Genomic DNA, 25120 nt, shown 5'->3' with positions numbered 1-25120 from the left:
ATGCGTGCACGACGCGGGAAGGCGGGCCGTTTGCCAGCGGTCGGTCTTGCGCTGTTCGGCGCAACCGCGGGTTGCACCGCGCCGTCCGCGATTGCCGCAGACGCGCCTGCATTCCCGACCCGTCCGCTGCGCATGGTCGTGCCGTTCCCGGCGGGCGGCAACGTCGACTATGTCGCGCGGGTGCTCGGGCAGGGACTCGAGAAGGGGCTCGGGCAGCCGGTCGTGGTCGACAACCGTCCCGGTGCCCAGGGAGTGCTGGGCGTGCAGATCGGTGCGCAGGCGGCCGCTGACGGCCATACGCTCACCGTATCGGATGCCGCCACCGTGATCGCACCGGCCATGATGGACAAGGCACCATTCGACGTGCTGCGCGACTTCGTCCCGGTCGGCGCGCTGATCGAGCAGCCCTATGTGGTTGCGATCAATGCGTCCGTGCCGGCCGCCACGCTGGCGGAGTTCGTCAAGCTGGCGCAGGCGAACCCGGGCAAGCTCAACTTCGGATCCGGCGCGGCGATCGGCCACGTATCCCAGGAACTCTTCTTTGCCGTCGCCGGCATCCGTCTCACCCACGTTCCCTACCGTGGTGCGCCGCAGTTGATGGGCGCATTGCTCGCCAACGAGGTGCAGGTCACCTTTACCGGCCCGGGCCTGGCGCTGCCGCAGGTGCGCAATGGCAAGCTGCGCGCGCTCGCGGTCACCACCCGTTCGCGCGCACGCGAGATGCCCGACGTGCCGACGATCGAGGAGCAGGGCTACAAGGGGTTCGAGATCCGTGGCTGGTATGGCCTGCTGGCGCCGGCAGGCACGCCCCAGGCGCTGGTTGCGCGCCTCAACACGGCGGTGAACACCGTGCTGACCTCGCCGCAGGCGGCGCAGACGCTGCGCGAACGCGGCTTCGAGCCGCTCGCGCTGTCACCGGCAGCATTCGGTGCCATGCTCAAGGCCGAGATCGTGCGCTGGTCGCAGGCCATCCGGACGTACAACGTCAAGCAGCAGTCCAACTGACCCCGGCCGCGCCGCGCGCGACCGCACGAGGAGGAACGCCATGTCAGCAGTCCTGGAAGGCCAGTCGCTCGCAACCCGGATGAAACGCAATGTCGGCCGCTACGCCGACAAGGTGCCCGACTGGGACGCGTTCCCGCCCAGCCGCGGCTATCCCGAACTCGACCGCGCGCAGATCCGCTACGTCGGCGCCGGTGCCTCGCCGAAGATCGACGATCCGGGCACGCTGCCGGCCGACCATTTCACGCTCAGCATGGTGCAGCAGCCGGTGGGCAAGTACGGTGCGTCGCATGCGCACGAGGTGACCGAGGCATTCCTGGTCATCGAAGGCGTGCTGACCATCGGCTGGGAGTACGACGGCGAGGTGATCCTCGCGCGTTGCGGTCCCAAGGACATGTGCCTGCATGCGACCGACCGGCCGCACGGCTTCCGCAACGACGGCTTCGGGCCGGTGCTGGTGTCGATCATGGTCGGCAAGGGGTTGCCGAAGCCGCCGCACTACCTGTTCCACCCGAAGAGCCATGCGTCGCAGCTGTGCCGCGACTTCGGTGCACTGCCGGGCCATACCCAGGCACTGTCCTTCGACAGCAGCGACCCGCGCCACCGTGAAATGGCACGGCACATCGTGCGCTACAGCCAGCTGAAGCCCGAATGGCACCCGGCCGGGTTCGGCCGCGCGATCTACATCGGCGAGGGGGCAGCCCCGCCCGGCACCTTCCGCAAGGACCTGATCACGCTGCCCCGCGGCGCGGGCGTGAAGGCCTATGAACGCGATGTCGAGGAGGCTTACCTGGTGCTCGAGGGCTGCGTGACCGCCAGCTGGCAGGAAGGCGGACGTACCGTCGAGCAGCAACTGGGGCCGCGCGACCTGATCCTGAACCCGCCAGGACAGCCGCGCGCGTTCCGCAACACCGGTTTCACCGATGCGCAGTTCATGATGGTGGTCGGCACCCCCGAGCGCGAGAACGTGAAGTTCCAGCCGGCATGAGCCACGAACCGCGCAGCATCGTCGCCGGCGGCGCGACGTTCACCTACCTGGAGCAGGGCAGCGGCACGCCGCTGGTGCTGTTGCATGGCGTGGGGTCCGGCGCGCGCTCCTGGGTCCGCCAGCTCGACACGCTGTCGGCACGCTGCCGGGTGGTCGCGTGGGACGGTCCCGGCTATGGCGGTTCGAGCGCGCTGCCGATGGACGCGCCCGATGCCGATGACTACAGCGATGCGCTGCTGAAGCTGGTCGACGCACTGGGCGTGGGCCGGATGCATCTGGTCGGTCATTCGCTCGGCACGATCCAGGCGCTGCGCTTCGCGCTCCGGCATCCCGACCGCATCCTCGGACTGACGCTCGCCAGCATGTCCGCCGGCCATGCGCGCCTGCCGGAGGCAGAGCGTGTGCGGCTGCGTGAAGCTCGCCTGTCCGACCTTGCCGCGCTCGGCGTGGCGGGGATGGCCAAGAAGCGCGGGCCCAGGCTGCTCAGCGACCAGGCCACCGACGAACAGCGGCAGGCGGTCGTCGACACCATGTCGATGCTTCGCCCGGAAGGTTTCACCCAGGCGGTGAAGCTGCTGACCGTGGCGGACACGAAGTCCGACCTCGCCCGGTTGCCGGCGTCGCTGCCGGTGCAGGTGGTGTTCGGCGAACATGACGTCGTCACGACGCCGGCGTCCATCCTCGAGGTGGCATCGGCTCGGCCAGGAATCCCGGTCAAGGTGATCGCCGGGGCCGGACATGCGTGCTACATCGAACAGCCGGCGGCGTTCGACGCGATCATGCTCGACTTCATCGAAGCAACGCTCAGATCGGCTTGAGCCCGGCGGCCTTCACCGCGTTGGCGAAGCGGACCACCTCGGCCCTGATCACCGCCGCGAACTGCTCGGGCGTATCCGCGATCGGGTCGTAGCCCTCGCGCACCAGCGCGTCCGTGAGCTCCGGTGAACGGATGGCCTTGACGATCTCCGCGTTGAGCCGCATGACGACGTCCTTCGGGGTGCCGGCCGGCGCCAGCACGCCGCGCCAGTTGACCATCGTGTAGTCCGGGTATCCCGACTCGGCGACGGTCGGCAACTGCGCCATCTGCGGCGAACGCCTGGCACCGGTGATCGCCACCGCCCGCAGGCGGCCCGAGGCGACATGCGGCATCACCACGCCGAGGTCGGCGAACATCAGCTCGACATGTCCGCCGAGCACGTCGGTGAGACCTGGGCCGGTGCCCTTGTAGGACACGTTCACGATGTCGATGCCCGCAGCCACGCGGAACATCTCGGCGGCGAAATGCGAGATGCTGCCCGGCCCCGACGACGCATAGTTCAACGCGCCCGGCCTCGCTTTCGCCAGTCGGACGAACTCCTGCAGGGTGCGCGCCGGCAGCGACGGATGCACGAACAGCACGTACGGCCCGCCCGCGACGTTGGTGACCGGCGCGAAGTCGCGCACCGGGTCGTAGGGAAGCTTCGCGTACAGGCTCGGCGCGAGGCTGATGCAGCTCGCCGCGCCCATCAGCAGGGTATGGCCGTCGGGCGTGGCCTTGGCCACCATTGCGCTGCCGATCGTGCCGCCGGCCCCGCCGAAATGCTCGATCACCATCGGCGTGCCGACGCTGGCCGCAAAGCGGGTGGCGATGCCGCGAGCCATGAGTTCGTTGGCGCCCCCCGGCGCGAACGGGATGATCAGGCGCACGGGCTTCTGCGGGAAGCGGGCCTGGGCCTGGGCTTGCGCATGCGCGTCGGGTGCCACGGAAACCTGCAGGACAAGCGCGGCTGCCAGTACGGCGGGCCGGGCCGCGCGCAGGACGCAGGCGCTGGTCGTCATCGGGATCGCTCCATTTTTACGCAGGGAGTACGCTGGCCGGGAGTATACGGCCCGCTTTCGCGGCATTGCGGCACGTCGAGTGCGCTACGCTCGAAGCCAGGGACGCCGCGAAGTCACGCGGCCACGACAGGGGAGCCTCATGGATTTCGGATACACCGGCCAGACCGCGTTGGTCACCGGCGCCAGCCGTGGCATCGGTCGCGCCACCGCGAAGGCCTTCGCGATGCAGGGCGTGCGTACCGGCATCGTCGCGCGCCGGCGCGAACTGCTGGAAGAACTTTCAGCCGAGATCGTCGCGGCAGGCGGACGGGAACCGGTGATCATCGTCGCCGATCTGTACCCGCAGGACGCCGCAGAGAAACTCGCGGCCGAAGCGCTGGCGAAGCTCGGCCCCGTCGACATCCTCACCAATTCCGCCGGGGGAAGCCGTCCGCTCGCCGTCGAGGGCAGCCGCGAATCGTGGGACGAGGCGATGCTGCTCAACTTCTTCCGCATCCGCGAGCTGACCCATGCGCTGCTGCCGCAGATGCGTGCACGCAACTGGGGGCGCATCGTTTCGCTGACCGGTACGTCCGAGCCGCGCGCCGTCAATGCGGCGTTCTCGGCCAAGGCGGCGGTGCATGCGTGGTCGAAGGGCCTGTCGCGCGAAGTCGCGAAGGACAACGTGACGCTGAACTGCATCCAGCCCGGCCGCATCCGCAGCGAACAGATCCAGAAGCGGTACCCGACGCTGGCCGATGAACTCGCGTTCGCGAAGGAAGAGATCCCGATGGGCCGGTTCGGCGACCCGGAGGAACTGGCGAACCTGGTGCTGTTCCTGTCCTCGCCGGCGGCGTCCTATATCACCGGTACGGTGATCCCGGTCGACGGTGGCATGTACCGCTTCGCGTTCTGAGGGAGGCACCATGGAACCGAACATCGACATCCCGAGCCGGCCGAAGGCGCCGGTGCCGTGGCCCGGCGCCCGGCGGCGCGGCGACCAGTACGCGATCCGCTGCGTTTTCATGCGCGCAGGCACCAGCCGCGGTGCCTTCCTGCGCGAGGAGGACCTGCCGAAGGACCCGGCCCTGCGCGAGAAACTGATCCTCGCGATCTACGGCAGCCCCGACTTCCGGCAGATCGACGGCCTGGGCGGCGCCACCTCGCTCACCAGCAAGGTGGCGATCATCGGGCCCTCGAGCCGACCCGATGCAGATGTCGACTACACGTTTGGCCAAGTGCGGGTGAACGAGGCCAGGGTCGACTTCCGCGGCAACTGCGGCAACATCTCGGCCGGCATCGGTCCGTTCGCGATCGAGGAAGGGTTCGTCGATGCGGTAGAAGGCACCACGAAGGTGCGTATCCACCTGACCAATTCACGCGCACTGCTGGTGGCCGAGGTGCCGGTGCTCGAGGGTGGCGTCTGCCAGGTGGTCGGCGATGCGGTGGTCGCCGGGGTCCCCGGGACCGGTGCGCCGATCATCCTCGACTGGGCGGATGTCGGCGGCACGCTCGGCCGCGGCCTGCTGCCGACCGGCCGGGTGCGCGAGACGATCGACACCGCGATCGGTGCCGTGGAGGTATCGATCGTCGATGCCGGCAACGTCACCGCCTTCGTGCGTCCGTCGGTGTTCGGCCTCACCGGCGCCCAGCTGCCTGCTCACCGGATGGACGCTTCGCTGCTCGAGCGCATCGAGGCGGTGCGCGGCGCGGTGGCCGAACGGCTGGAGATGGTCGATGCAGCCGCCAACGCCAATGCTGTGACGCCGACCATCCCGAAGCTCTACATCGTCGACCCACCGGTGGACTACCACGACTCGAACGGCCGGCTGGTAAGGGCAGACGACATGGACCTGCTTGGCAGGGGCATGAGCATGGGCACGCCGCACCAGGCCTATGCGGGCACGGTCGCCGTGTGCACCGGCGCAGCCGTGGGTATCCCCGGTACGATCGTCAACGAGATCGCCCGGCCTTCCTGCACCGGCGGTGGCCGCCTTCGCATCGGGCATCCGACCGGCGTCCTCGAGATGGAGGCGAAGGTCGAGCCCGATGGCAGGGGATTCCGGCTGGTGCGCTCGGCCGTGATGCGTACCGCGCGCAGGATCATGGACGGTACCGTCTACGTGTCGGCGCGTCATTTCGACTGATCCGCAGGTTCACCATGGCCGCGTGCACCCGGAGAGGTGGTCGTTGCCTGATGGAGGAGTGGAACGTGGCTTCGAGAATCCTGCCGGTGCTGCCGGCCCTGCTGTGGTGTTCCTTCGTGCTCGCACAGGCCGACTGGCCGGCCAAGCCATTGCGGCTGGTGATCCCGGTCGCCCCGGGCGGCGGCACCGACTTCCTGGGACGGATGCTCGCGCAGAAGATGGCCGAGAACCTGGGCCAGCCGGTGCTTGTCGACAATCGAAGCGGCGCCGGTGGCAGCATCGGTGCGCTGACCGTGGCCAGGGCCGCGCCGGACGGCTACACCCTGCTGCTCGGGTACACCGCGTCGCATGGCATCAACCCCGCGCTGTCGAAGCTGCCCTACGATCCCGCGACCGATTTCTCCCAGGTGTCGCTGATCGCCTCGGCGCCGAACGTGCTGGTCGTGCATCCGTCCATCCCGGCGAAGTCGGTGCAGGAGCTGATCGCGTTCGCCAAAGGACGCAAGGAGCCCTTGCGCTACGCGTCCGCCGGCATCGGCAGCGCGCCGCACATGTCGGGCGAGATGTTCAACAGCATGTCCGGCACGAACTTCGTGCACGTGCCGTACAAGGGCAACGGGCCGGCGCTGAACGATGTGCTCGGGGGGCACGTCGACCTGATCTTCGCCGCGCTGCCGGCCGCGATGCAGCACGGAAAGACCGGCCGCCTGCGGATGCTGGCGGTTACCGGCCTGCGCCGCGCACCGCAGGTGCCAGACCTGCCGACGGTGCATGAGTCCGGCCTGAAGGGCTTCAACACCGACCAGTGGTACGGCGTGCTGCTTCCGCCCAAGGCCTCCGCGGCGATGGTTTCGCGATTGCACAAGGAGGTGCTGGCCGTGGTGAAGTCGCAGGACTTCACCACGAAGGCGCAGGACCAGGGTTTCGACGTGATCGGCAGCTCGCCGGAGCAGTTCCGCGCGCACATCGTGGCCGAGGTCGCAAAATGGAAGCGGCTGGTGGCGGAGGTGGGGATCAAGGCGGAGTAGCCGCGCCTGCAAGGCAGGCGGCGGTGCAAGCCCCAATGTCTTGCGGTAACCTGCCCGCAAAGGGAGATCGCATGGCCGCCGAGAAAAAGCTTCTGGATGTCATCAGCGACAACAAGCTGCCGCACTACGAGCCGTACGGTTGGCACCACTGGCCCGACCATCCCGCGCTGTCGTTCCAGTTCCGCCGCGCGCTGGGCGAGACGCAGGAAGGTGGCGGCTCAGTCAGCGAATGCTTCCAGGCCGCCAGCCGGATGGTCCCGGGCGACAGGGAGAGCTGGCATGTCGAGTGGCTGAAGGTCGCCGAGCGCAACCGGTTGCGCGGCGACGCGGCCGAGCGCGACGGGCACCTGCGCACCGCGATGAACTGCTGGCTGCGGGCGGCCAATTACTACCGGCACGCCGAGTTCTACATGTCCCTGGACGATCCGCGGCGGATGGGGGTGTTCGATCGCTGCGAGCAGATGTCGGCGAAGTACTTCGCCCGGCTCGATCCGCCCGGGGAGGCAGTGCAGGTGCCCTACGAGAACGGCCAGTCGCTGTCTGCGTACTTCGTGCGCTCGCCGCTGGCGACCGGCAGGCAGCCGGTGCTCATCTGCTTCGGCGGACTCGACTCGTTCAAGGACGAGCTCTGGTTCATGCTCGGCCGGGGCGCGGTGCAGCGCGGGATCTCGGTGCTGATGGTCGACGGGCCGGGGCAGGGGGCCAGCCTGCGCCGGCACGGGATCCGCACGCGGTTCGACTATGAAGTGCCGGTCGGCCGCTGCATCGACTACCTCGAGGGGCGCGACGACATCGACCCGAAGCGCATCGCGGTGTCCGGTTCGAGCCTCGGCGGCTACTACTCGGCGCGCGCCGCCTGCTTCGAGCCGCGGCTGGCGGCCTGCGTGTCGCACGGCGGCAATGGCGACATCTACGCCCATTGGGCGGAGCGCGGCGAGAACTACCACATGGCGTTCCAGATCAAGTGGATCTCGGGGACCGATACGGTCGCCGCCGCCCGCGAGCACATGCGCGAGGCGAAGCTATGGGACGTGCTCGGCAACATGAAGTGCCCTTACCTGCTCATCCATGGCGGCTTCGACACCGGTGGCGTAGAGCGGGCGCGCAAGGTCTATGAGTGCGCGAAGGAGGCCGGCGTGGACGTGACCTTCCACCTCGTCGGCGAGGAGGAGACCGGTGCGGACCATTGCCAGCACGACAACCCCACCCTCGGGCAGGAGATCGTCGGCGACTGGCTGGCCGACCGGTTCGGTATCGACCAGACGGACCTGCGCGGCTGAACGCAAGAGGGAGAGCAAGCATGCAACGGTCTGCCATCGTCCGCGTGTCGCGCGCGATCTTCGCCTCAATGATGCTCCTGCTCGGGGGAAATGTCGCCGCGCAAGGGTGGAAGCCCAGCGGCACGGTGGAGATCATCATCCCGGCCGGACCCGGTGGCGGTGCGGACCGCAGCGGACGCTTCCTGCAGACGCTGATGCGCGACCAGAAGCTGGTAGGCACGCCGGTCATGGTCAGCAACCGGGCCGGTGCCGGCGGCGTGATCGCATCGAACTACCTGCTGCAGCACAACGGCAGCGGCGAGCACCTGCTGATCGGGTCGCCGACGCTGCTCACCACGCCGACCGAGGCGACCGGCAAGGTCAGTCCGCTCGAGTTCACGCCGATCGCACGGCTCTACACCGAATACCTGATGGTCGCGGTGAAGGCCGATTCCGACATCCGAACCGGCCGCGACTTCGTCGAGCGGCTGCGCAAGGACCCGCAGGCGCTGAGCATCACCGTCGGCGTCGGGCTGGGCAACGTCAACCACATCGGCGTGGCCCTGCCGCTGCGCCGGGCAGGGGTGGACATCACGGCGTTACGAGTGGTCACGTACAAGTCGATCAGCGAGGCGACGACTGCCGTGCTCGGCGGGCACGTGGACGTGGTGTCCGCGACCCCGGCGGTGCTGCTGCCGCATGTCGCGTCCGGGCGCCTGCGGGTGATCGCGCTGGCCGCCCCGGATCGCATGACCGGCGTGTTCGCGAACGTGCCTACCTGGAAGGAGCTGGGCTGGGATGCGACGGTCGCCTTCTACCACAGCGTCGTCGGTCCGCGTGGCATGCGCCCGGAGCAGGTGGCGTACTGGAACGACGTGATCGCACGCGCGGTGGCGACCGACGCGTGGAAGGAGATGCTGAAGAAGCTGTACCTCGAAGAGGGCTACCTGGGCAGCGCGGACATGCGCCGCTACATGGAAGAGCAGCACCGCGAACTCAACGCGATGCTGTCGGCGATGAAGCTGAACAGCCCGCCGAACTGACTGGATGGATGCGAGGAGAGGACACGTGAGCATGCAGGACGGAAGCGTCGAACAGGTTGCGATCAGCGTCATCACCGAGAACAGGCTGCCCCACTACGAGCCCTACGGCTGGCACCACTGGCCCGACCATCCGATCATGTCCTTCCAGCTGCGGCGCGCCCTCGGCGAGACGCAGGAAGGCGGCGGAGCGGTCAGTGAATGCCTGCAGGCCGCGAGCCGGATGATCCCGGGCGACCTGGAGTCCTGGCATGCCGAATGGACGCGGGTGGCCGACCGCAACCGTGCACGCGGCGACGAGGCCATCGGGCGCGGGCATCGGCAGACTGCGATGAACTGCTGGCTGCGCGCAGCGAACTACTACCGTCACGCGGAGTTCTTCCTCAAGCCTTCTGATCCGCGCCGGCTCGCGACCTTCGAGCGCTGCGAGTCGATGTCGAAGAAGTTCCTGGCCCAGCTGCGCCCCGCCGGACAGGCGGTCGAGATCCCGTACGAGGATGGCAAGCCGATGTACGGCTACTTCGTGCAGTCGCCGGTCGGCGCCGGGCCACAGCCGGTGCTGATCTGCTGCGGTGGCCTCGATTCGTACAAGGACGAGCTCTGGTTCATGATGGCCCGAGGCGCCGTGCAGCGCGGCTTCTCGGTACTGATGTTCGACGGCCCGGGGCAGGGCGGCACGCTGCGCCGGCACGGTATCCCCACGCGGCACGACTATGAAGTACCGGTCGGTCGCTGCATCGACTGGCTGCTTGCGAACACAGCGATCGACCCTGCGCGGATCGCGGTCTGCGGCTCCAGCCTCGGTGGCTACTACTCGGCGCGGGCGGCGAGCATGGAGCCGCGCATCGCTGCCTGCATCTCGCACGGCGCGATCTGGAGCATCCACCACGGCTACAGCAGCCGGAAGGATGTCCGGACAGCGGAGAAGTCCCGCCACGTGAAGTGGGTGTTCGGCGCCGACGACATCGACGCAGCCATCGAGAAGACCCGGCCGTTCACGCTGGAAGGCGTGCTGGAGAAGATGCGCTGCCCCTACCTCATCGTCCATGGCGGGCATGACGTCAACGGCGTGCAGCGGGCGAACATGGTCCACGAGTACGCGAAGCGCAAGTCGGTCGACGTGACGTTGCGCATCGTGACCGCGGAGGAGACCGGCGCCGACCATTGCCAGCACGACAACCCGACCATCGGCCAGGAGCTGGCGATGGACTGGCTGGCCGATGTATTCAAGGTGGACCAGCTGGCATCCTGAGCGGCGCACGATGAAGACCATGACCGCTCCAGCGCCGCTCGACGGAGACTATCTCGACCTCATCGCGGACTTCGTCTGCCGCACCCGCCTCGAGGACATCCCCGATGCGGTGCTCGACGAGATGCGCATCACCTTCGCCGACACCCTTGCGGTGATCGCCGCGGGGATGCAGACCAGCGAGATGAAGGCGCTGCTGGCGGTGCATGCGCCGCTCACCGCGCCCGGCGCGGCCTGCGTGGTCGGCAGCGGCCGCCGGATGAACCCGCTGGATGCAGCCGGGCTGAACGGTACGGCCGGCGTGTTCCTGGAGCTCGATTCGGGAAACTCGCAGTCGCACGGGCATCCGGGCATCCATTGCCTGCCGTCCGCGCTCGCCGTGGCGCAGGAGACAGGCGCCAGCGGTGCAGAGACATTGCTCGCCTGCGTCGTCGGATACGAGGTGTGCGCACGCGTGGGCGGTGCGGCGAAGATGCGCATCATGGTGCAGCCGCATGGCACCTACGGCGTGCTCGGGGCGGCGATGACGGTGGCGAAGATGCGCGGGCTGTCGCGCGCCCAGGTCCGCGCGTTGATCAACGTCGCAGGCGCAACGCCGATGGGAGGCAACCGACAGACCATGCTCGACGGCGCGACCGTGCGCAACTGGTATGCCGGGCACAGCAGCCAGATGGGACAGATGGCGGTCCGGCTCGCCGAAGCTGGCTTCACCGGGCCGCATGCGGCGCTCGACGTGACCTTCGGCCAGGTGCTGGGCGACGCCTTCGATGCCGCTGGCGCCGTTGCCGGGCTCGGCAGTCAATGGTACGCAGGCGAGGGCTACATCAAGCTGTACTCCGGCGCGCGCCACCTGCATTCGGCGATCGACGCGTTGCGCGACCTGCTTGAGCGAGAGCCCGCCGTTTCGTTCGACGTGGACGACATCGCCAGGGTCGAGGTGCGCACGCATCGCCTCGCCGTTTTCTGCGGAAAGACGGTGGTGGACAACGCGTTCGGCGCCCGCTTCTCCGTGCCTTTTGCACTGGCGACGGTGCTGGTCCATCGGCGCTGGAACCTCGACTGCTTCGGCGAGGCGGGGGTCGCCGATCCCCGGGTGAAGGCGCTCATGCTGCGCGTGGACCTGCAGGAGGACGCAGGCTTCACCCGCCAGTATCCTGAGAAGCAGATGTGCGTGCTGGCCGTCGTGCTCAAGGACGGCCGCAGGCTGGAGGGACGATGCGAGGTCATGCGTGGCGAGCCGGACAACCCGCATGCACCGGGAGAGGTGGAGCGGAAGTTCTTCGATCTCGCGCGGCCGGTATGGGGCCAGGCGCTGTCCGATACGGTCTATCGCGACAGCCTGCGGCTCGAACGGATCGCCGACATGCGCGGGTTTGCGGGCGGCGCAGACCTCTGATTCGCCGGCTGCAGCGGCGCGCCCTCGCCGACGCTATTGCGTGTTCTCGAGGCCGGCAGCCCGGATGACCCGGGACCACTTGACCGCTTCGGCCTTGACGAAGGCTGCAAATGCTTCCGGGTTGCTGGGGCTCGGTTCGGCGCCATCGGAGGCCATTCGTTCACGCACGTCCGCGGCGCCCAGATGCCTGCCGACCTCGCGTGCCAGTTTCCCCAGCACATCGGGCGGCGTGCCGGTGGTCGCGAACAACCCTGTCCAGCCGGTGATCACCACGGTCGGATAGCCAGATTCGACGACGGTCGGCGTGGTCGGGAATGCCGGCGCGCGTTTTTCGCCCAGCGTGGCGAGCAGCCGCAGCTTGCCGGTCTTCACATGGCCCGTCACGCCCTGGGTGGAGGTGAACATCAGCGCGACCTGCCCGCTGATGAGGTCCGTCCATGCAGGCGTGGAGCCCTTGTACGGCACATGCACCATGCGGATGTCCACCGCGTTCGCGAACAGCTCGCCCGCAAGGTGGGTCTGGTTGGCCAGGCCCGCCGATGCATACAGCAACTCACCGGGGCGGGATTTCGCGAGCGCCACCAGCGCCTTCATCGAAGACGCGGGCAGGCTGGGTGTCACGACGAGACCGAAGGTGTTCGTCGCGATCTGCGTGACCGGTGCCAGGTCGCGCAGCGGATCGTAGGGCATCTGCCGGTAGACGAACGGATTCATCGTGATCGCGCTCGGCACCCCGATCAGCAGCGTGTAGCCATCGGGCTTTGCGCGTGCTACCAGCTCGCCGCCGATGATGCCGTTCGCTCCCGGACGATTGTCGACGATCACCTGCTGCCCCCAGGATTCGGTGAGCTTCTGCGCGATCGTGCGCGCCACGAGGTCGGGGCCGGAGGCGGCAGCCTGCGCGACCACGATGCGGATGACGCGCGTGGGGTAGTCCTGGGCGAGGGCGGCGGGCGCTGCCAGAAGGCAGATCGCAAGCAGGGACGAGGCGTGCAGGGGTGGATGCAAGACTGCGGTCTCCGGTCGTGACATCGAGGCGAGGGAGCAATGGCGCGCGGCTGGGTCAGCGCCACATCCTACTCGCCACTGCGGTGGCCTGATGCGCGATCGGCGTGCGACCGACGCACCCTGGTTGCGGCCGACCGCGTCAGCGCAGGACGACGCCTGCTTCCTTCACCAGCCTGCTCCAGCGTTGTCGATCGTCGCTCATCAGCCTGCCGAACTCGGCGGCCGTGGAGTACTGGACCTCGATGCCCTGGCGCTCCAGGATGTCGAGCAGTGCAGGCGCTTGCAGGGCCTTGCGCGTCTCTTCGTTGAGCCGCGCGATGACAGGGCCCGGCGTGGCTGCCGGCACCACCAGTCCGTACCAGGACGCGATGTTGAAGCCGGGCAGGAATTCGGCGATGGCGGGGATGTCGGGGGCGGCCTTCGCCCGGACCGCACCGGTCACGCCCAGTGCCCGCAGCCGGCCGGCTTCCATGTGGGCGAGCGCCGAGGACAGCGGCGCGAAGGTCGCCTCCACTTCGCCCTGCAAGGCTGCCGTGAGCGAAGCCTGCCCGCTGCGATAGGCGATCGGCGTGAGCTTCACCCCGGACATGACGCGGAAGAATTCTCCAGCCAGATGCTGGATCGAACCGTCTCCCGAATGCCCGACCAGCAGGGGTTCCGGTCGCGATCGTCCCAGTTCGACCAGGTCCTTCACCGATCTGACCGGGAGCTTGGGCGTGACGGCGAGGACCGTCGGCCCGGTGCCGAGCCGGGCGACCGGAGCGAAAGCCTTCAACGGATCGAAGGAGACCTTGCGCTCGGTGAACAGCGGTCCCAGCGCCATGATCGACGTGGCCAGGTGGAGCGTGTATCCATCGGGCGAGGCAGCAGCCGCGATCTCCATTGCCAGCATGCCGCCCGCGCCAGGCTTGGTGTCTATGAGGACCTGTTGGCCGAGCTGGCGCCCCACCTGCTCGCCGACGGTGCGCGCGATGATGTCGCTGACACCTCCGACGACGAAGCCGGTGATGATCCGCAGCGGGCGGGCAGGATAGGGCGCAGGACCCTGTGCGTGCGCGTGCAGGCTGCATCCAGCCGCAGCCGTGCCAACGAGCGACGCCAGCAGCCACCCCTGCGGGATGCGCGTCTTCATGGTCGTTCCTCCCTGGAACCGGGTCGCCGCGTCGAATCGAGGTGCGCATTCGTACCCTGTCGGCGCTAATATATAGTGGTGACGGATCAAGTGCACGCGCGGTCTGCAGTTGCAGGCGAGGCGTTTCACGGATCACTGGCGGACGCAGGGGGACCATCCCCTGGAAAAGATCCAGGGCCGGGGCCGTTTGTCCGATCGGGGAGATACAGACATGAGCGCTGCCGAAGGGGTGGGAACGGACGGGCCGTTCCCGGCGCCACAGTTCAGTGAAGTGGTGCTGAAGACGTCCAACTTCGCACGGCTGAAGGACTGGTACGAGAACCTGCTGCAGGTGAAGGCGTTCTTCGTGCGCGACGATGCGAAGCAGGCCTCATGGACCGGCGCATGGGGTATCGCGTTCATCCGGCTCTATCACCAGCATCCCTACACGCAGGTGCTGGGCCTCTTCGAAGTACCTGCCGTGAGCGGCAAGGCCGATGGGCTGAAGGGCGAGCCCGGACTGCATCACATGCAGTTGCGCCATCAGGGCCTGGATCATCTGTTTTCCAGGTTCGAAGCGTTGCGCGCGCAGGGCATCGTCCCGGAGCGCGCCTGGAACCACGGTCCTGGAACGAGCTTCTACTACCGTGATCCCGACGGCAACATGGTCGAGCTGTCGGCGGTCAACTACGCCGATGAAGAGGCCTATCTTGCCTACTATCGGTCCGAGAGCTACCGGCGCAACGTGTCGGGGATCGAGATCGATCCGGGCGAATACGTGGCACAGTATCGCAGCGGCGTGACGCAGCAGGAACTGGTCCGCATGCCCGAGTGATCGGCTACGACCGGAGCATTCTCCCGGACGGTTTCCACGACCGGGCGTTCGATACAACGACAGCGAGGCAGGCGCGATGATCTGGTGCAGGTTCGAGGTGGATGGGAAGGTGTCGTACGGGATCGTCGACAATGGCGTCGTGACCGCCGTCGACGGCAGTCCGTTCGGGTCGCATTCGGTCACCGCGCAGCGGCATGCCCTGGACGCGGTGAAGCTTCTGCTGCCTGTCGTCCCGGCCACGTTCTACTGCGTGGGCATCAACTATACCGACCACATCATCAAGAGCGCGAAGCGCCGCGGCGTCGAGCCGGTGTTCCCGCCCAACCCCGACATCGGCTACCGGGCGAACAACGCCCTGATCGCCCATGGCGAGAACATCGTCAAGCCGGCCGATTCGGGCGAGCAGTTCCAGTACGAGGGCGAACTGGTCGCGGTCATCGGCAAGCAGGGCAAGCACATCCCGAAGGAGCGCGCGCTCGAGCACGTCTTCGGCTGGACCATCGGCAACGACGTCAGCGAACGCACCTGGCAGCGCAACGACCGCACGATGTGGCGGTCGAAGAATGCGGACACCTTCAAGCCGATGGGTCCCTGGATCGTCACCGACCTCGACTACCGCACGATGACGACGATCGTCCGTCTGAACGGAGCCGAGGTCGACCGCTTCGCCACGGCCAACATGATCTTCGACGTCGAGACCTACATAAGCGAGATCACGAAGTACATCACGCTCTATCCGGGCGATGTCATCTGGATGGGAACGGACGGCTTGCCACAGAACATGAAGGTCGGCGATGTGTGCGAGGTCGAGATTCCGGGGATCGGGATCCTGCGCAATCCGGTGGTGGCTGAAGCGCGGTAGCGGCAATTCGGTTTAACGTAATGAGGATTCCAATGCCGCGCGTGGAAGTGCGCAGGAGCCGGTTCTAGCAGGCAAGTCCTGTACCGCTTGGCGTCCCGATTTTCATGGGGCGGCTCGCAGGATCGTCTCCGGCACAGGAGAAAGTACGTGTATCCGAACCGCCCTCGCGCAGCGACGGCGGCGGCATGCAGTGCTGTTCCAGTGCATCGGGACGTATCATGGCGCCAGACGGGGTCACACCGACTGCACGAGGGCCTTGCGCCGCGCGATGCAACTGGAAGAACGAATGCATTCAAGACAGCATCGCCCTTCGTGGACCACTCTCACGCTCGTCGTGATCCTGTGCACCCATGCCTGGATGCCTGTCAGTGCACAGGTCTACCCCAACCGTCCCGTCCGGGTCGTCATCCCGTTCGGCACCGGCGGCTCTGCCGACATCAGCGGCCGGCTGGCTGCGTTGAAGCTGTCCGAAGCGCTCGGCCAGCCCTTCGTGGTCGACAACCGTGGTGGTGCCGGTGGCATCCTGGGCACCGAGGTGGTCGCCCGGGCCGCGCCGGACGGCTACACCCTGCTGCTGGGCAGCTTCGGCACCCACACCGCCAATCCCAGCCTCTACAAGAAGCTTTCCTACGATCCGATCGCGGACTTCGCCCCGGTCAGTCTGATCGCCACCGTGCCCAATGTGCTGGTGGTCAATCCATCCGTGCCGGCACGCTCTGTGAGCGAACTCATCGCGCTGGCGAAGAGCACGCCCAAGGGCCTGATCTACGCTTCCTCCGGCAGCGGTACCGGCACCCATCTCGCCGCCGAACTGTTCAAGTCGCTCGCCGGCGTGGACCTGATCCATGTGCCGTACAAGGCGGCCGCCAACGCGATCTCGGACGTGGTCAGTGGACAGGTCCAGTTGATGTTCAGCACGCTGCCTTCGGTGCTGCCGCAGGTGAAGGCCGGCAAACTGCGTGCGCTGGGCATCAGCACCGGCCAGCGTTCCGAAGCCGCCCCCGAGATACCACCGATCGGCGATGCGCTGAAGGGCTTCGATGTCGGAACCTGGTTCGGCATCCTGGCTCCGCGCAGGACCCCTCGGCCGATCGTGGACCTGCTCGCGCGCGAGCTGCGACGCATGACTGAACTGCCGGAGGTTCGCGCACGCCTGCACAGCCTGGGTGCGGAACCGGTCGGAAACACCCCGGAGGCCTTCGACGCCTACCTCCGGTCCGAACTGCCGAAATGGGCGAAGGTGATCGCAGCTGCCGGCATCACCCCCGATTGAGCGCCGCGCCATGACCGACACGCCCCCGATCACCCGCACGCTGGCCCGCTTCGTCGTCGAGTCCCGTTTCTCGGACCTGCCGCCTTCGGTCGTGCACCAGGGTCGTCGCGCCCTGCTCAACTGGCTCGGATGCGCGGTGGGTGGTTCGACGCATCCGGCGGTCGATGCGGCCCTGCGGGTGCGCGAACGCTTCGCCGGGCCGCCGCAGTCCACCGTGATCGCCCGCGGACGCGCCAGCGACCTGATGTCGGCCGCGTTGATCAACGGCATCTCGTCCCACGTGCACGACTTCGATGATGGCCAGCCGCGCAACACGAACCTGAATCCGACGGCCGCGGTGGCACCGGCACCGTTCGCGCTGGGCGAACACCGGGGCAGCCACGGCAGGGACGTACTGCACGCATTCATCCTCGGCATCGAGGTCGAGTGCCGGATCGCCAATGCGGTGTACCTGACCGACAACGCCCGCTGGTTCACCAACAGCACTACCGGCGTGTTCGGCGCGGCGGCCGCCGCCGGCAAGCTGCTTGGCCTCGACGAACAGCGCATGGCCTGGGCCCTAGGCATCGCCGCCACCCAGTCCAGCGGCCTGCGCGAGATGTTCGGCACCATGTGCAAGAGCTTCAACTGCGGCCGCGCAGCCGAAAGCGGCCTGCTGGCTGCGCTTCTCGCCGAGGAAGGATTCACCAGTTCCGATCGCTCGATCGAGGCTCCGCGTGGCTTCGCCCAGGTCTACCTGCCCGGGTCCGATCCCACGCCGATCATCGCAGGCCTCGGCGACACCTATGAGCTGTCGTATGTGACCTTCAAGCCCTTCGCCTGCGGCATCGTCCTGCATGCGGCGATCGACGCCTGCATCCAGGTGCGCGAGCGCCACGCACTGCTGGCCACCGAGGTCGCGCGGGTCGCGCTGCGGCTGCATCCGATCGTGCTCAAGATCACCGGCAATCCGGCACCGCGCACCGGCCTGGAAGGCAAGTTCAGCGTGTTCCACTGCGCCGCGGTCGCACTGGCCGACGGCGCCGGCGGCGAGCGGCAGTTCCAGGACGGTCGGGTGAACGATGCGCAGGTGCTGTCCCTGCGCGCGCGCATCCACGCCGAGTCCGACCCCGCGCTGCGGCGCGATCAGGCCTGGGTGCAGGTGACGACCACCGATGGCCGCGTGTTCGAATACACGGTGGCGCATGCCGTCGGCACCCTGGACAATCCGCTGAGCGACGCCGCGCTGGAAACGAAGTTCCGTGCGCTCGCCGACGGTGTCCTGCCGTCGGCGAACGTCGACGCAGCCCTCGACCACTGCTGGCGCATCGATACGCTCGACGACTTCGCCACGCTCCCGGCCACCGTGGCGGGCACAGGAGGCTAGATGGATCCCACCTGTGAACTGGACGGGGCGGTTGCCCTGGTCACCGGCAGTTCACGCAACATCGGCCGCGCGATCGCACAGGCACTGGCGGCGCAGGGCGCCCGGGTGGCCATCAATGCCCGGCAGGCGAGTCCGGACGCGAGCGAGACCGTGCGGCAGATCGCAGCGGCGGGCGGAACGGCGATGCTGGCCATCGGCGATGTCACCGACCCGGCCCAGGTCGAGCGGATGGTCGCCGCCGTGGTCGAGCGCTGGGGCCGGATCGACATCCTGGTCAACAACGCCAACACGCACGGCGTGAAGCCGTTCGAAGACCTGACCCTGGAGGACTGGCGAAAGACGGTGACCGTCGCGCTCGAGGCGCCGTTCCTGTGCATGAAGGCCGTCTATCCGCTGATGATCGGGCAGGGCGGTGGGACCATCGTGAACATCGGCGGCTCCGCCGGCCACATGCCCTACGACGGACGCGTACCGGTCTCGGCCGCGAAGGCGGGTCTCGCCGGGATGACCCGCGCGCTGGCTTTCGAGGGCGCGAAGCACGGCATCACCGTGAACTGCATCGCGCCGGGGCCGGTCAACACGGTACGCAGTGTCCCGTCGAAATCGGACCCGAAGCGCATCCCGCTGCAACGGTTCGCAGAGGTGGACGAGGTGGCCCATCTGGTGCGCATGCTGTGCGCACCCAGGGGCCGCTACATCACCGGCCAGACGCTCCACGTGAACGGTGGCCTGTACATGAACAACTGAACGCCGCCGCTAGGTCCAGAAGCGGTCGTAATCGGGCGCGCGATGCTGCAGGAACGCGTCCAGCCCTTCCTGCCATTCGTCATGCGGCACCGCCTGCAGCGAAGCAAGCACATGTGCCCAGTCGATCTGCGCATGGTGCTGGACTGCGCGCTTGGCTACCGACAGTGCACCCGGCGGTGCAGTGCCGACGACCGTCAGCGCGAGCGTGCGCGCGGCGGCAAGCAGGCGATCGCCCGTGACGATCTCGCTTGCCAGCCCGAGCGAGAGCGCCTCGGGCGCCGAGACACGGCGACGGGTCAGGATGATATGCATCGCGCGACGCAGGCCGACGATCTGCGCCAGCCGGGCCACCGCGGTGTTCGGGATCACGCCCAGCCCCAGTTCGGGCAGCTGGAAGAACGCCGTGTCCGCGGCTACCACCAGGTCGCAGCACAACGTCAGTTCGAAGCCGCCGCCGACCGCCGGACCCTGCACCGCGGCGATCACCAGACGGGTTTCCTCGATGAGCGCGCGGAAGAGGAACGTCGGATCGGTTTCCTCATCGGTCCCCTCGAGCCAGCCGCCCTGCAGATCCTCGATGTTCGCGCCGGCCGAAAACACCCGTCCGGCCCCGGTGATCAGGATCGCGCGTGCCTTGTCCGCGCGCGCACGATCGAGTGCCGCCAGCATGCCGGACACGATCGCCCGCGACAACGCGTTGCGCCGACGCGGCGCATTCAGGCGCAGTACGGCCAGCGGACCGTCGAGCACATACTCGACTGCGGGCGGCGAGGGTTCCGGAACGCTCATCGAGTCATGTCCCCGGGGCCGTATCGGCACGTGGCCGATGGCGTGCGAGCTGCTCGCGCACCGCATCGGGTATGCGCACCGGCCGCCCGGCCGCCGAATCGAAGAACACGCAGGTCGCCTCGCCCGTGGCGACGCATCCCTTGGCATCGAACAGGCCCTGCTCGACGCTGAACGAGGAGTTGCCCATGCCGCTCACCGCGGTCCCGACATCGACCTCGCCAGGGTAGAAGAGCTCACGGTGGAACTCGCTCAGCATCCGCACGACGAGGATGTTCGCCCCGCCCATCTCCACGCCTGCGAACAGCTCCATGCGGCCGGCTTCCATGAAGGTCGCGATGGCCGCGTTGTTGACGTGCCCGAACTGGTCGGTGTCGCGGTTGCGCAGCTTCTCGCGCGTCCAACAGGCAAAGCGCTCGCGCGGCGGCAGCGCCGCTCGGGCTCTCGGAGCACCGGCACTGGTAGTCACGGCTTCGGGATCATGTGCGCAGTGGCCTCGTGCTCGATGCGCAGGTACAGCTCATCGGCCATCGGATTGCGCATCTCCTCGAGGATGTGGCCGACCAGGCCGATCGCACGCGCGGCCACCGCCAGTCCACGGCACACCTTCCACGGGATATCCATCTGCGAGGCCACGGCCGCCATCGCGCCAGTGACGTTGACCGGCAACTCGCGGCCGGTGACGCGCTCGGCCTCGGCACCGATGGCCGTCATCAGTTCGGCATAGGGGCCGAAATAGCCGGTGTCGCGTGCGACCTTGAACAGCGCCCCGGTACGCGGGTCCACCGGCTTGTGGAACGGATGCCCGATGCCCGGGATGATCTGCTTCTTCTGCCGGTAGCTGGCTACGAGCGCCTTGGCCATCGCCGGGATGTCGCCAGGCGCACGCTTGTCGGGGATCGCCTCCTGCAGCATCTGCGCCGCATTGTCGAGCGAGCCCACGAACACCGAGCCCAGCCCGAGCAGGCCCGCGGCGACCGCGGCCTGGACCGCTTCCGGTGCACCGCAGTAGGTCATCCGGGTGGCGAGCGAAGACGGCGTGATGCCATGCTCGACAAGGATCACCATCATCGCATTGAAGATCCGGCGCTCTGCTTCATCGGCGGGCAGCCGCGCGAAGATCTGCAGGAAGGCCATGTCCCCGAAATCGACCTTGCCTACGATCTCGTTGCAAAGGTCCAGGCCATGGATGACCACCCGGGTGGGATCGGCCCACGCGATATCGGAACGCACTTCGCCTCGTTTCATGACACTCCTCGATGCAGCCTGCGATGAAGTCTAAGGAAAATCGGTCGACACGAACGGAAGGATGACGCTCAGGACGCCGCGAGCAGCGCCTGTGCCTGCTCGCGCAGCCGGTTCTTCTGGATCTTGGTGCCGTTGGGTCCGACCGTCTGCGGGAACGCGTCTACCACCACGATCCGACCCGGAACCTTGAAGCCGGCGATGCCCTGTCGGCACCAGGCCGTGAGCGCCGCCGGGTCGATCGCGGCTCCGGGGTGCGCGATCACGAACGCCACCGCGACATCACCCTCCCCCGCGCGGTTGGCACCGACCACCTGCGCGGCGGCGACCTGCGGATGGGTGCACAGGAACGCTTCGATCTCGCCCGGATCGACCAGGTAGCCATGCAGTCGCAGGCTGTCCTTCAAGCGTGCCAGGTAGACGAAGGCGCGACCCTCCTGCTCGCTGTAGGCCAGGTCACCGGTGGTGTACCAGCCCTCTGCATCGAGCACCGAGGCCGTAGCCTGCGCGTTGTTCACATAGCCGGTCATCACGTTGTACCCGCGTACCTGCAACTCGCCCTGCTGGCCATCGGGCAGCGGTGCGCGCGTGACCGGGTCCACCACCCGGAAGGCGATACCCGGCGACACCGGCGCACCCCCTGGCAGCACCCGTTCGGCAGCCGGCGACTCGGGGCTGCGCATCGCCATCAGCGCAAAGCATTCGGACGAGCCATAGACGGCAACCAGCCGCGTGCCATGGTCGCTCTCGGCCTGGTCGATCACCGCCCGCCCCATGCCGGCAAACTCGGCGAAGCCCCCGAAACGCCAGTGATCGTATCGACCGGGCGCGCCCGCGAGCACCGGGGCGAACAGGCCGTCGGAGCCAAAGTAATGCGTGACCCGGTGGCGCACCATCGCGTCAATCGCATCCTGTGGCTTGAACACCGGCAGGAACACGCAGGTCGCCGCGCCGGCCAGCGCGGCCATCGCCTGGTTGAAGCCGAGCACCCCGTACAGCGACAATGCACAGAGCATCCGGTCCCCCGACCGTATGTCGGCCCGGGCCGCGATGGTCAGCGCATGGATCGCGATGCCGCGCTGGTCGTGCATCGCGAGCTTTGGAAGCCCGGTGGTGCCCGAGGTACTGAACGTGCACAGCGGATCTTCGGGCTGACCGGTGTACGGTGCCTCGGGCAACGAGGGATCGACCGGGATGAAGCCCCGTTCGGTATCCACGACCAGCACCGCCGGGGGTGCCTCGGACGTGCGGCAGATCTCGCGCGCCTCGCCGGCATAGTCGAAGGAAAGGAAGGCATCGGGTACCAGCAGCAGGCGCGAGCGCGAGGTGACGATCACATGGCGCGCCTCCTCCCGGCGGTAGCGCGTACTGATCGGCACGACCAGCACGCCCAGCTGCGCTGCCCCGAACAGGCACTGCAGCCAGGCGGCACCATCCGGCAACCAGACGTTGATCACGTCGCCGCGGCCGATGCCGCGTGCATGCAACAGCGCGGCAAACGCCCGCGCTGCGGCCACCAACTCGGCACGCGTCGACTGGCTGTCGCCCAGCACCAGTGCGGCGCTCGCCGGATCGGTTGCCAGCAGCGACTCGAACCGGTCGTTGAACGCCGGGCGCGCAGCATCGAAGGACACCGTATCCGGGAGCGTCATGGCATCAGGCAGAGGCAAGGGCACTGCGTGCGATCTGGATGCGTTGCATCTCGGAGGTCCCCTCGCCGATACGAAACGCGCGCGCGTCGCGATAGAAGCGCTCCAGCGGCAACTCGGCCATGTAGCCCATGCCTCCGAAGATCTGCAGCGCCCGGTCGGCGACCCGGCAGCCCATCTCGCTCGCGTACAGCTTGGCGCGCGCGGCGGCGATGCGCGCATCGGGCGCTCCGCGATCGATGCTGCGCGCACCCTCGCCGATCAGCAGCCGGGCGGCGGCGATCTCCACGTCGTTGTCGGCGATCATCATCTGGATCGCCTGATGGTCGGCCAGCGGCGCACCGAATGCGCGCCGCTCCTTCGCATACGCGCAGGACAGCTCATGCGCCCGGCGCGCGAGCCCGAGCGACCGGCTGGCCGAAAAGATCCGGTCATGGTTGATCGATTCCATCATCACCGCGAATCCCTGGCCGGGAGCACCCAGCAGGTCCTCGTCCGGCACGAAGCAGTTCTCCAGCGAAAAGCCGTTCAGGTGATAGCCACGCCAGCCCATCTTCCTGTAGCGAGTCATGCCGACCAGGCCGGGATTGCCCTTGCGCAAGAGGAACGTCGTCAGCCGACCCTTCAAGGAGGCCGTCGCATCGGTGAGTGCCAGCACCAGGATGAAATCGGCCGTCTCGGCATGCGAGATGAACTGCTTTGCGCCGTTCAACTGCCAGCCGCCCTCGACCTTCTGGCCCCGGGTACGCAGCGCCGACAGATCCGAACCGGTACCGGGCTCGGTCAGCGCATAGGTCATCGTCTGCTCACCACAGCGAAGGGCCGGCAGCAACGTCTGGCACTGCGTCGGACTGCAGAAGCGCAACGACAGTGGCAGGTAGCCCAGCACTTCCGACAACGGCACAGACGTATAGGTCAGTTCTTCCAGCACGGCCAGGCGCGCTTCGACCGGCAGGCCGGGCCCGCCCAGCGCGGCCGGCAGGTTGAACCCGTACAGACCGAGCGCATTTGCCTCGGCGCGCAGCGCCGCCAGCAGCCCCGCTGGCACCTCGTCGGCCGCATCGATCCCGGCCTCAAGCGGCACCAGACGTTCGCGCACGAAGCGATGCGCGGTCTGCCGGATCAGCGCGACGTCCTCCGCCGACAGCGTCTCCTCGGCGGCCATTTCAGGCAGCCGGGGGCCGATCGCCCAGCAGGCGCAGCGCGTTGAGCCTGTACACCTGCTCGCGGTCGGCCGCCGGCAGCGCGTCGACCACAGGCACCGAACGCCGCCCTTCCGGATCGCCGATGTCGAAGGGATAGTCGCTGCCGAACACCACCCGCTGCGTACCCATGGTCTGGATCACGAAACGGTTGCTGTCCTCGGACAGTGCGCAGGTGTCGTAGTACAGACGGTCGAGGTACTTGCTTGGCGCCTGCGTGATGTGCTGGCGGAAGTACGGATCGGCCTCCCATCCGGTCGCTTCGTAGGCCGAATCGAGTCGGCCACGCAGGAACACAAGGTCGCCACCACCGTGCGCCAGCACCAGCTTGAGATCCGGATGCCGCTCGAGTACGCCGCTGTAGATAAGCCTCGTCACCGCGAGCGTCGTCTCGAACGGGAACCCGACCAGCACATGGATGCCGTACATCCCGAAACGGTCGGAGGCCACCGCGGTGGTCGGGTGCATGAAGATCACCAGGCCCAGTCGCTCGATCAGCGCGAACAGCGGCTCGAAGATCGGATCATCGAGCGGGCGTCCCCCGGCCGAGGAAGGCATGATCAACGCGCGGAAGCCGTACTCGTCGTAGCCGCGCTGCAGTTCCTCGGCACAGCGCTCCGGCTCGCCCAGCGCGAGCACCGCGATCGGCTCCATCAGCCCTTCGGACTCGGCCGCGATCGAACGCTGCGCCGCATGCAGCGCGCGTACCAGCTCGACGCTGGCCGCACCGCCCGGCCAGGACACGAGGAAGGGCGGCGGCCCGAACAGCTGGCGCTCGACCCCGCGCCGCTTGAGGCTTGCCAGCCGCGTTTCCATGTCGAACAGATGCGGATCCAGCGTGCTCTTGCGATCGTCACCGGCGCGGCGGATCGCGTAGTACTCGCCTTCCCTCTGGCTGCGCAGGCCCGCCACCGGCGTGTGCGCGAGATCAACGATGAAGCGCTCACTGAGCGCATGGGCATGCATGTCGACGATCACGGCAGCTCCTCGCAGCGGGCCGGCAATGGGCTCGGCCCGGATTCGAAAACGATTTCGGAAGCATAGGAGACTTCATCGCAGCGGGTCAAGCCCGGGCATGGCTTCGAGGAGCACCCGCGGCGGACGCCGCAGATGCCAGACCCGGATAGGCA

At 67.8% G+C, this 25120-nt stretch carries 24 protein-coding genes; 15 read left to right on the top strand and 9 right to left on the bottom strand.

Going from position 1 to position 25120, the window contains the following annotated elements; all coding sequences use genetic code 11:
- Positions 1-30 precede the first annotated feature (30 nt).
- The 3 genes from ING98_00250 to ING98_00240 are packed head-to-tail and all read left to right on the top strand — an operon-like array spanning position 31 to position 2808.
- Positions 31-1005 carry a tripartite tricarboxylate transporter substrate binding protein gene (locus ING98_00250; GenBank protein ID MCA3100282.1) on the top strand — a complete coding sequence of 325 codons (975 nt, stop codon included), beginning with the start codon at positions 31-33 and terminating at the stop codon, positions 1003-1005.
- A 40-nt stretch (positions 1006-1045) separates the two neighbouring features.
- Complete coding sequence (locus ING98_00245) at positions 1046-1990, top strand: cupin (GenBank protein ID MCA3100281.1); 945 nt, start codon at positions 1046-1048, stop codon at positions 1988-1990.
- Complete coding sequence (locus ING98_00240) at positions 1987-2808, top strand: alpha/beta hydrolase (GenBank protein ID MCA3100280.1); 822 nt, start codon at positions 1987-1989, stop codon at positions 2806-2808. Before ING98_00245 ends, ING98_00240 begins: the two co-directional genes overlap by 4 nt.
- Here the strand turns inward: ING98_00240 and ING98_00235 are convergent.
- Positions 2795-3808, bottom strand: a complete 1014-nt coding sequence (locus ING98_00235; GenBank protein ID MCA3100279.1) for a tripartite tricarboxylate transporter substrate binding protein — start codon at positions 3806-3808, stop codon at positions 2795-2797. The two genes, ING98_00240 and ING98_00235, sit on opposite strands and share 14 nt — an antisense overlap.
- A gap of 139 nt (positions 3809-3947) precedes the next feature.
- Here ING98_00235 and ING98_00230 point away from each other — a divergent pair, with 139 nt between their 5' ends.
- The 7 genes from ING98_00230 (at position 3948) to ING98_00200 (ending at position 11906) form a co-directional block, all read left to right on the top strand.
- Complete coding sequence (locus ING98_00230; GenBank protein MCA3100278.1) at positions 3948-4703, top strand: SDR family oxidoreductase; 756 nt, start codon at positions 3948-3950, stop codon at positions 4701-4703.
- Positions 4704-4713: 10 nt separating this feature from the next.
- A complete protein-coding gene (locus ING98_00225) occupies positions 4714-5934 on the top strand; it encodes a 3-methylitaconate isomerase (protein ID MCA3100277.1) in 1221 nt (406 codons plus the stop codon).
- Between the two features lie 65 nt (positions 5935-5999).
- Complete coding sequence (locus ING98_00220) at positions 6000-6962, top strand: tripartite tricarboxylate transporter substrate binding protein (protein ID MCA3100276.1); 963 nt, start codon at positions 6000-6002, stop codon at positions 6960-6962.
- A 71-nt stretch (positions 6963-7033) separates the two neighbouring features.
- Positions 7034-8242 (top strand): prolyl oligopeptidase family serine peptidase, encoded by a 1209-nt coding sequence (locus ING98_00215; protein ID MCA3100275.1) that lies wholly within the window; start codon positions 7034-7036, stop codon positions 8240-8242.
- A 20-nt stretch (positions 8243-8262) separates the two neighbouring features.
- A complete protein-coding gene (locus tag ING98_00210) occupies positions 8263-9264 on the top strand; it encodes a tripartite tricarboxylate transporter substrate binding protein (protein ID MCA3100274.1) in 1002 nt (333 codons plus the stop codon).
- 31 nt (positions 9265-9295) lie between these two features.
- Positions 9296-10513, top strand: coding sequence for an alpha/beta fold hydrolase (locus ING98_00205; protein ID MCA3100273.1), 1218 nt, complete (start codon positions 9296-9298; stop codon positions 10511-10513).
- A gap of 10 nt (positions 10514-10523) precedes the next feature.
- Positions 10524-11906 carry an MmgE/PrpD family protein gene (locus ING98_00200; GenBank protein ID MCA3100272.1) on the top strand — a complete coding sequence of 461 codons (1383 nt, stop codon included), beginning with the start codon at positions 10524-10526 and terminating at the stop codon, positions 11904-11906.
- Positions 11907-11939: 33 nt separating this feature from the next.
- Here the strand turns inward: ING98_00200 and ING98_00195 are convergent, their stop codons facing one another.
- Both ING98_00195 and ING98_00190 read right to left on the bottom strand, forming a co-directional pair.
- Entirely contained in the window at positions 11940-12914 is a 975-nt protein-coding gene (locus ING98_00195) for a tripartite tricarboxylate transporter substrate binding protein (protein MCA3100271.1), read from the bottom strand.
- A gap of 139 nt (positions 12915-13053) precedes the next feature.
- Entirely contained in the window at positions 13054-14046 is a 993-nt protein-coding gene (locus ING98_00190) for a tripartite tricarboxylate transporter substrate binding protein (protein MCA3100270.1), read from the bottom strand.
- 211 nt (positions 14047-14257) lie between these two features.
- Between ING98_00190 and ING98_00185 the strand changes: the two genes are divergently transcribed.
- The 5 genes from ING98_00185 (at position 14258) to ING98_00165 (ending at position 19108) form a co-directional block, all read left to right on the top strand.
- Positions 14258-14860: a VOC family protein gene (locus ING98_00185; GenBank protein MCA3100269.1), complete on the top strand. Its 603-nt coding sequence runs from the start codon at positions 14258-14260 to the stop codon at positions 14858-14860.
- Positions 14861-14936: 76 nt separating this feature from the next.
- Positions 14937-15722 carry a fumarylacetoacetate hydrolase family protein gene (locus tag ING98_00180; protein ID MCA3100268.1) on the top strand — a complete coding sequence of 262 codons (786 nt, stop codon included), beginning with the start codon at positions 14937-14939 and terminating at the stop codon, positions 15720-15722.
- A 358-nt stretch (positions 15723-16080) separates the two neighbouring features.
- A complete protein-coding gene (locus ING98_00175) occupies positions 16081-16995 on the top strand; it encodes a tripartite tricarboxylate transporter substrate binding protein (GenBank protein MCA3100267.1) in 915 nt (304 codons plus the stop codon).
- Positions 16996-17005: 10 nt separating this feature from the next.
- Positions 17006-18361 carry an MmgE/PrpD family protein gene (locus ING98_00170; protein ID MCA3100266.1) on the top strand — a complete coding sequence of 452 codons (1356 nt, stop codon included), beginning with the start codon at positions 17006-17008 and terminating at the stop codon, positions 18359-18361.
- Positions 18362-19108 (top strand): 3-oxoacyl-ACP reductase FabG, encoded by a 747-nt coding sequence (locus ING98_00165; protein MCA3100265.1) that lies wholly within the window; start codon positions 18362-18364, stop codon positions 19106-19108.
- Between the two features lie 9 nt (positions 19109-19117).
- Here the strand turns inward: ING98_00165 and ING98_00160 are convergent, their stop codons facing one another.
- The 6 genes from ING98_00160 to ING98_00135 all read right to left on the bottom strand — a co-directional run bounded on the left by ING98_00160 (position 19118) and on the right by ING98_00135 (position 24968).
- Positions 19118-19897, bottom strand: a complete 780-nt coding sequence (locus tag ING98_00160; GenBank protein MCA3100264.1) for an enoyl-CoA hydratase/isomerase family protein — start codon at positions 19895-19897, stop codon at positions 19118-19120.
- Between the two features lie 4 nt (positions 19898-19901).
- Complete coding sequence (locus ING98_00155) at positions 19902-20324, bottom strand: acyl-CoA thioesterase (GenBank protein MCA3100263.1); 423 nt, start codon at positions 20322-20324, stop codon at positions 19902-19904.
- Between the two features lie 35 nt (positions 20325-20359).
- Complete coding sequence (locus ING98_00150) at positions 20360-21142, bottom strand: citryl-CoA lyase (protein MCA3100262.1); 783 nt, start codon at positions 21140-21142, stop codon at positions 20360-20362.
- Positions 21143-21210: 68 nt separating this feature from the next.
- Entirely contained in the window at positions 21211-22791 is a 1581-nt protein-coding gene (locus ING98_00145) for an AMP-binding protein (GenBank protein ID MCA3100261.1), read from the bottom strand.
- 4 nt (positions 22792-22795) lie between these two features.
- Positions 22796-23953 carry an acyl-CoA dehydrogenase family protein gene (locus ING98_00140; GenBank protein ID MCA3100260.1) on the bottom strand — a complete coding sequence of 386 codons (1158 nt, stop codon included), beginning with the start codon at positions 23951-23953 and terminating at the stop codon, positions 22796-22798.
- A gap of 1 nt (position 23954) precedes the next feature.
- Entirely contained in the window at positions 23955-24968 is a 1014-nt protein-coding gene (locus tag ING98_00135) for an amidohydrolase (GenBank protein ID MCA3100259.1), read from the bottom strand.
- Between the last annotated feature and the right edge of the window lie 152 nt (positions 24969-25120).

Source organism: Rhodocyclaceae bacterium (assembly GCA_020248265.1).
In the GTDB taxonomy this organism is placed as follows: domain Bacteria; phylum Pseudomonadota; class Gammaproteobacteria; order Burkholderiales; family CAIKXV01; genus CAIKXV01.
The sequence above is the reverse complement of the archived record's forward strand: the minus strand, read 5'-3'. Positions and strand labels throughout refer to the sequence as shown.

Excerpts from the sequence above, each read along its gene's own strand:
- ING98_00140 (MCA3100260.1), bottom strand. The coding sequence starts at position 23,953 with ATGGCCGCCGAGGAGACGCTGTCGGCGGAGGACGTCGCGCTGATCCGG.
- ING98_00160 (MCA3100264.1), bottom strand. The coding sequence starts at position 19,897 with ATGAGCGTTCCGGAACCCTCGCCGCCCGCAGTCGAGTATGTGCTCGAC.
- ING98_00240 (MCA3100280.1), top strand. The coding sequence starts at position 1,987 with ATGAGCCACGAACCGCGCAGCATCGTCGCCGGCGGCGCGACGTTCACC.
- ING98_00215 (MCA3100275.1), top strand. The coding sequence starts at position 7,034 with ATGGCCGCCGAGAAAAAGCTTCTGGATGTCATCAGCGACAACAAGCTG.
- ING98_00180 (MCA3100268.1), top strand. The coding sequence starts at position 14,937 with ATGATCTGGTGCAGGTTCGAGGTGGATGGGAAGGTGTCGTACGGGATC.
- ING98_00225 (MCA3100277.1), top strand. The coding sequence starts at position 4,714 with ATGGAACCGAACATCGACATCCCGAGCCGGCCGAAGGCGCCGGTGCCG.
- ING98_00235 (MCA3100279.1), bottom strand. The coding sequence starts at position 3,808 with ATGACGACCAGCGCCTGCGTCCTGCGCGCGGCCCGGCCCGCCGTACTG.
- ING98_00175 (MCA3100267.1), top strand. The coding sequence starts at position 16,081 with ATGCCTGTCAGTGCACAGGTCTACCCCAACCGTCCCGTCCGGGTCGTC.
- ING98_00170 (MCA3100266.1), top strand. The coding sequence starts at position 17,006 with ATGACCGACACGCCCCCGATCACCCGCACGCTGGCCCGCTTCGTCGTC.
- ING98_00200 (MCA3100272.1), top strand. The coding sequence starts at position 10,524 with ATGAAGACCATGACCGCTCCAGCGCCGCTCGACGGAGACTATCTCGAC.
- ING98_00165 (MCA3100265.1), top strand. The coding sequence starts at position 18,362 with ATGGATCCCACCTGTGAACTGGACGGGGCGGTTGCCCTGGTCACCGGC.
- ING98_00245 (MCA3100281.1), top strand. The coding sequence starts at position 1,046 with ATGTCAGCAGTCCTGGAAGGCCAGTCGCTCGCAACCCGGATGAAACGC.
- ING98_00145 (MCA3100261.1), bottom strand. The coding sequence starts at position 22,791 with ATGACGCTCCCGGATACGGTGTCCTTCGATGCTGCGCGCCCGGCGTTC.
- ING98_00205 (MCA3100273.1), top strand. The coding sequence starts at position 9,296 with ATGCAGGACGGAAGCGTCGAACAGGTTGCGATCAGCGTCATCACCGAG.
- ING98_00190 (MCA3100270.1), bottom strand. The coding sequence starts at position 14,046 with ATGAAGACGCGCATCCCGCAGGGGTGGCTGCTGGCGTCGCTCGTTGGC.
- ING98_00150 (MCA3100262.1), bottom strand. The coding sequence starts at position 21,142 with ATGAAACGAGGCGAAGTGCGTTCCGATATCGCGTGGGCCGATCCCACC.
- ING98_00210 (MCA3100274.1), top strand. The coding sequence starts at position 8,263 with ATGCAACGGTCTGCCATCGTCCGCGTGTCGCGCGCGATCTTCGCCTCA.
- ING98_00230 (MCA3100278.1), top strand. The coding sequence starts at position 3,948 with ATGGATTTCGGATACACCGGCCAGACCGCGTTGGTCACCGGCGCCAGC.
- ING98_00185 (MCA3100269.1), top strand. The coding sequence starts at position 14,258 with ATGAGCGCTGCCGAAGGGGTGGGAACGGACGGGCCGTTCCCGGCGCCA.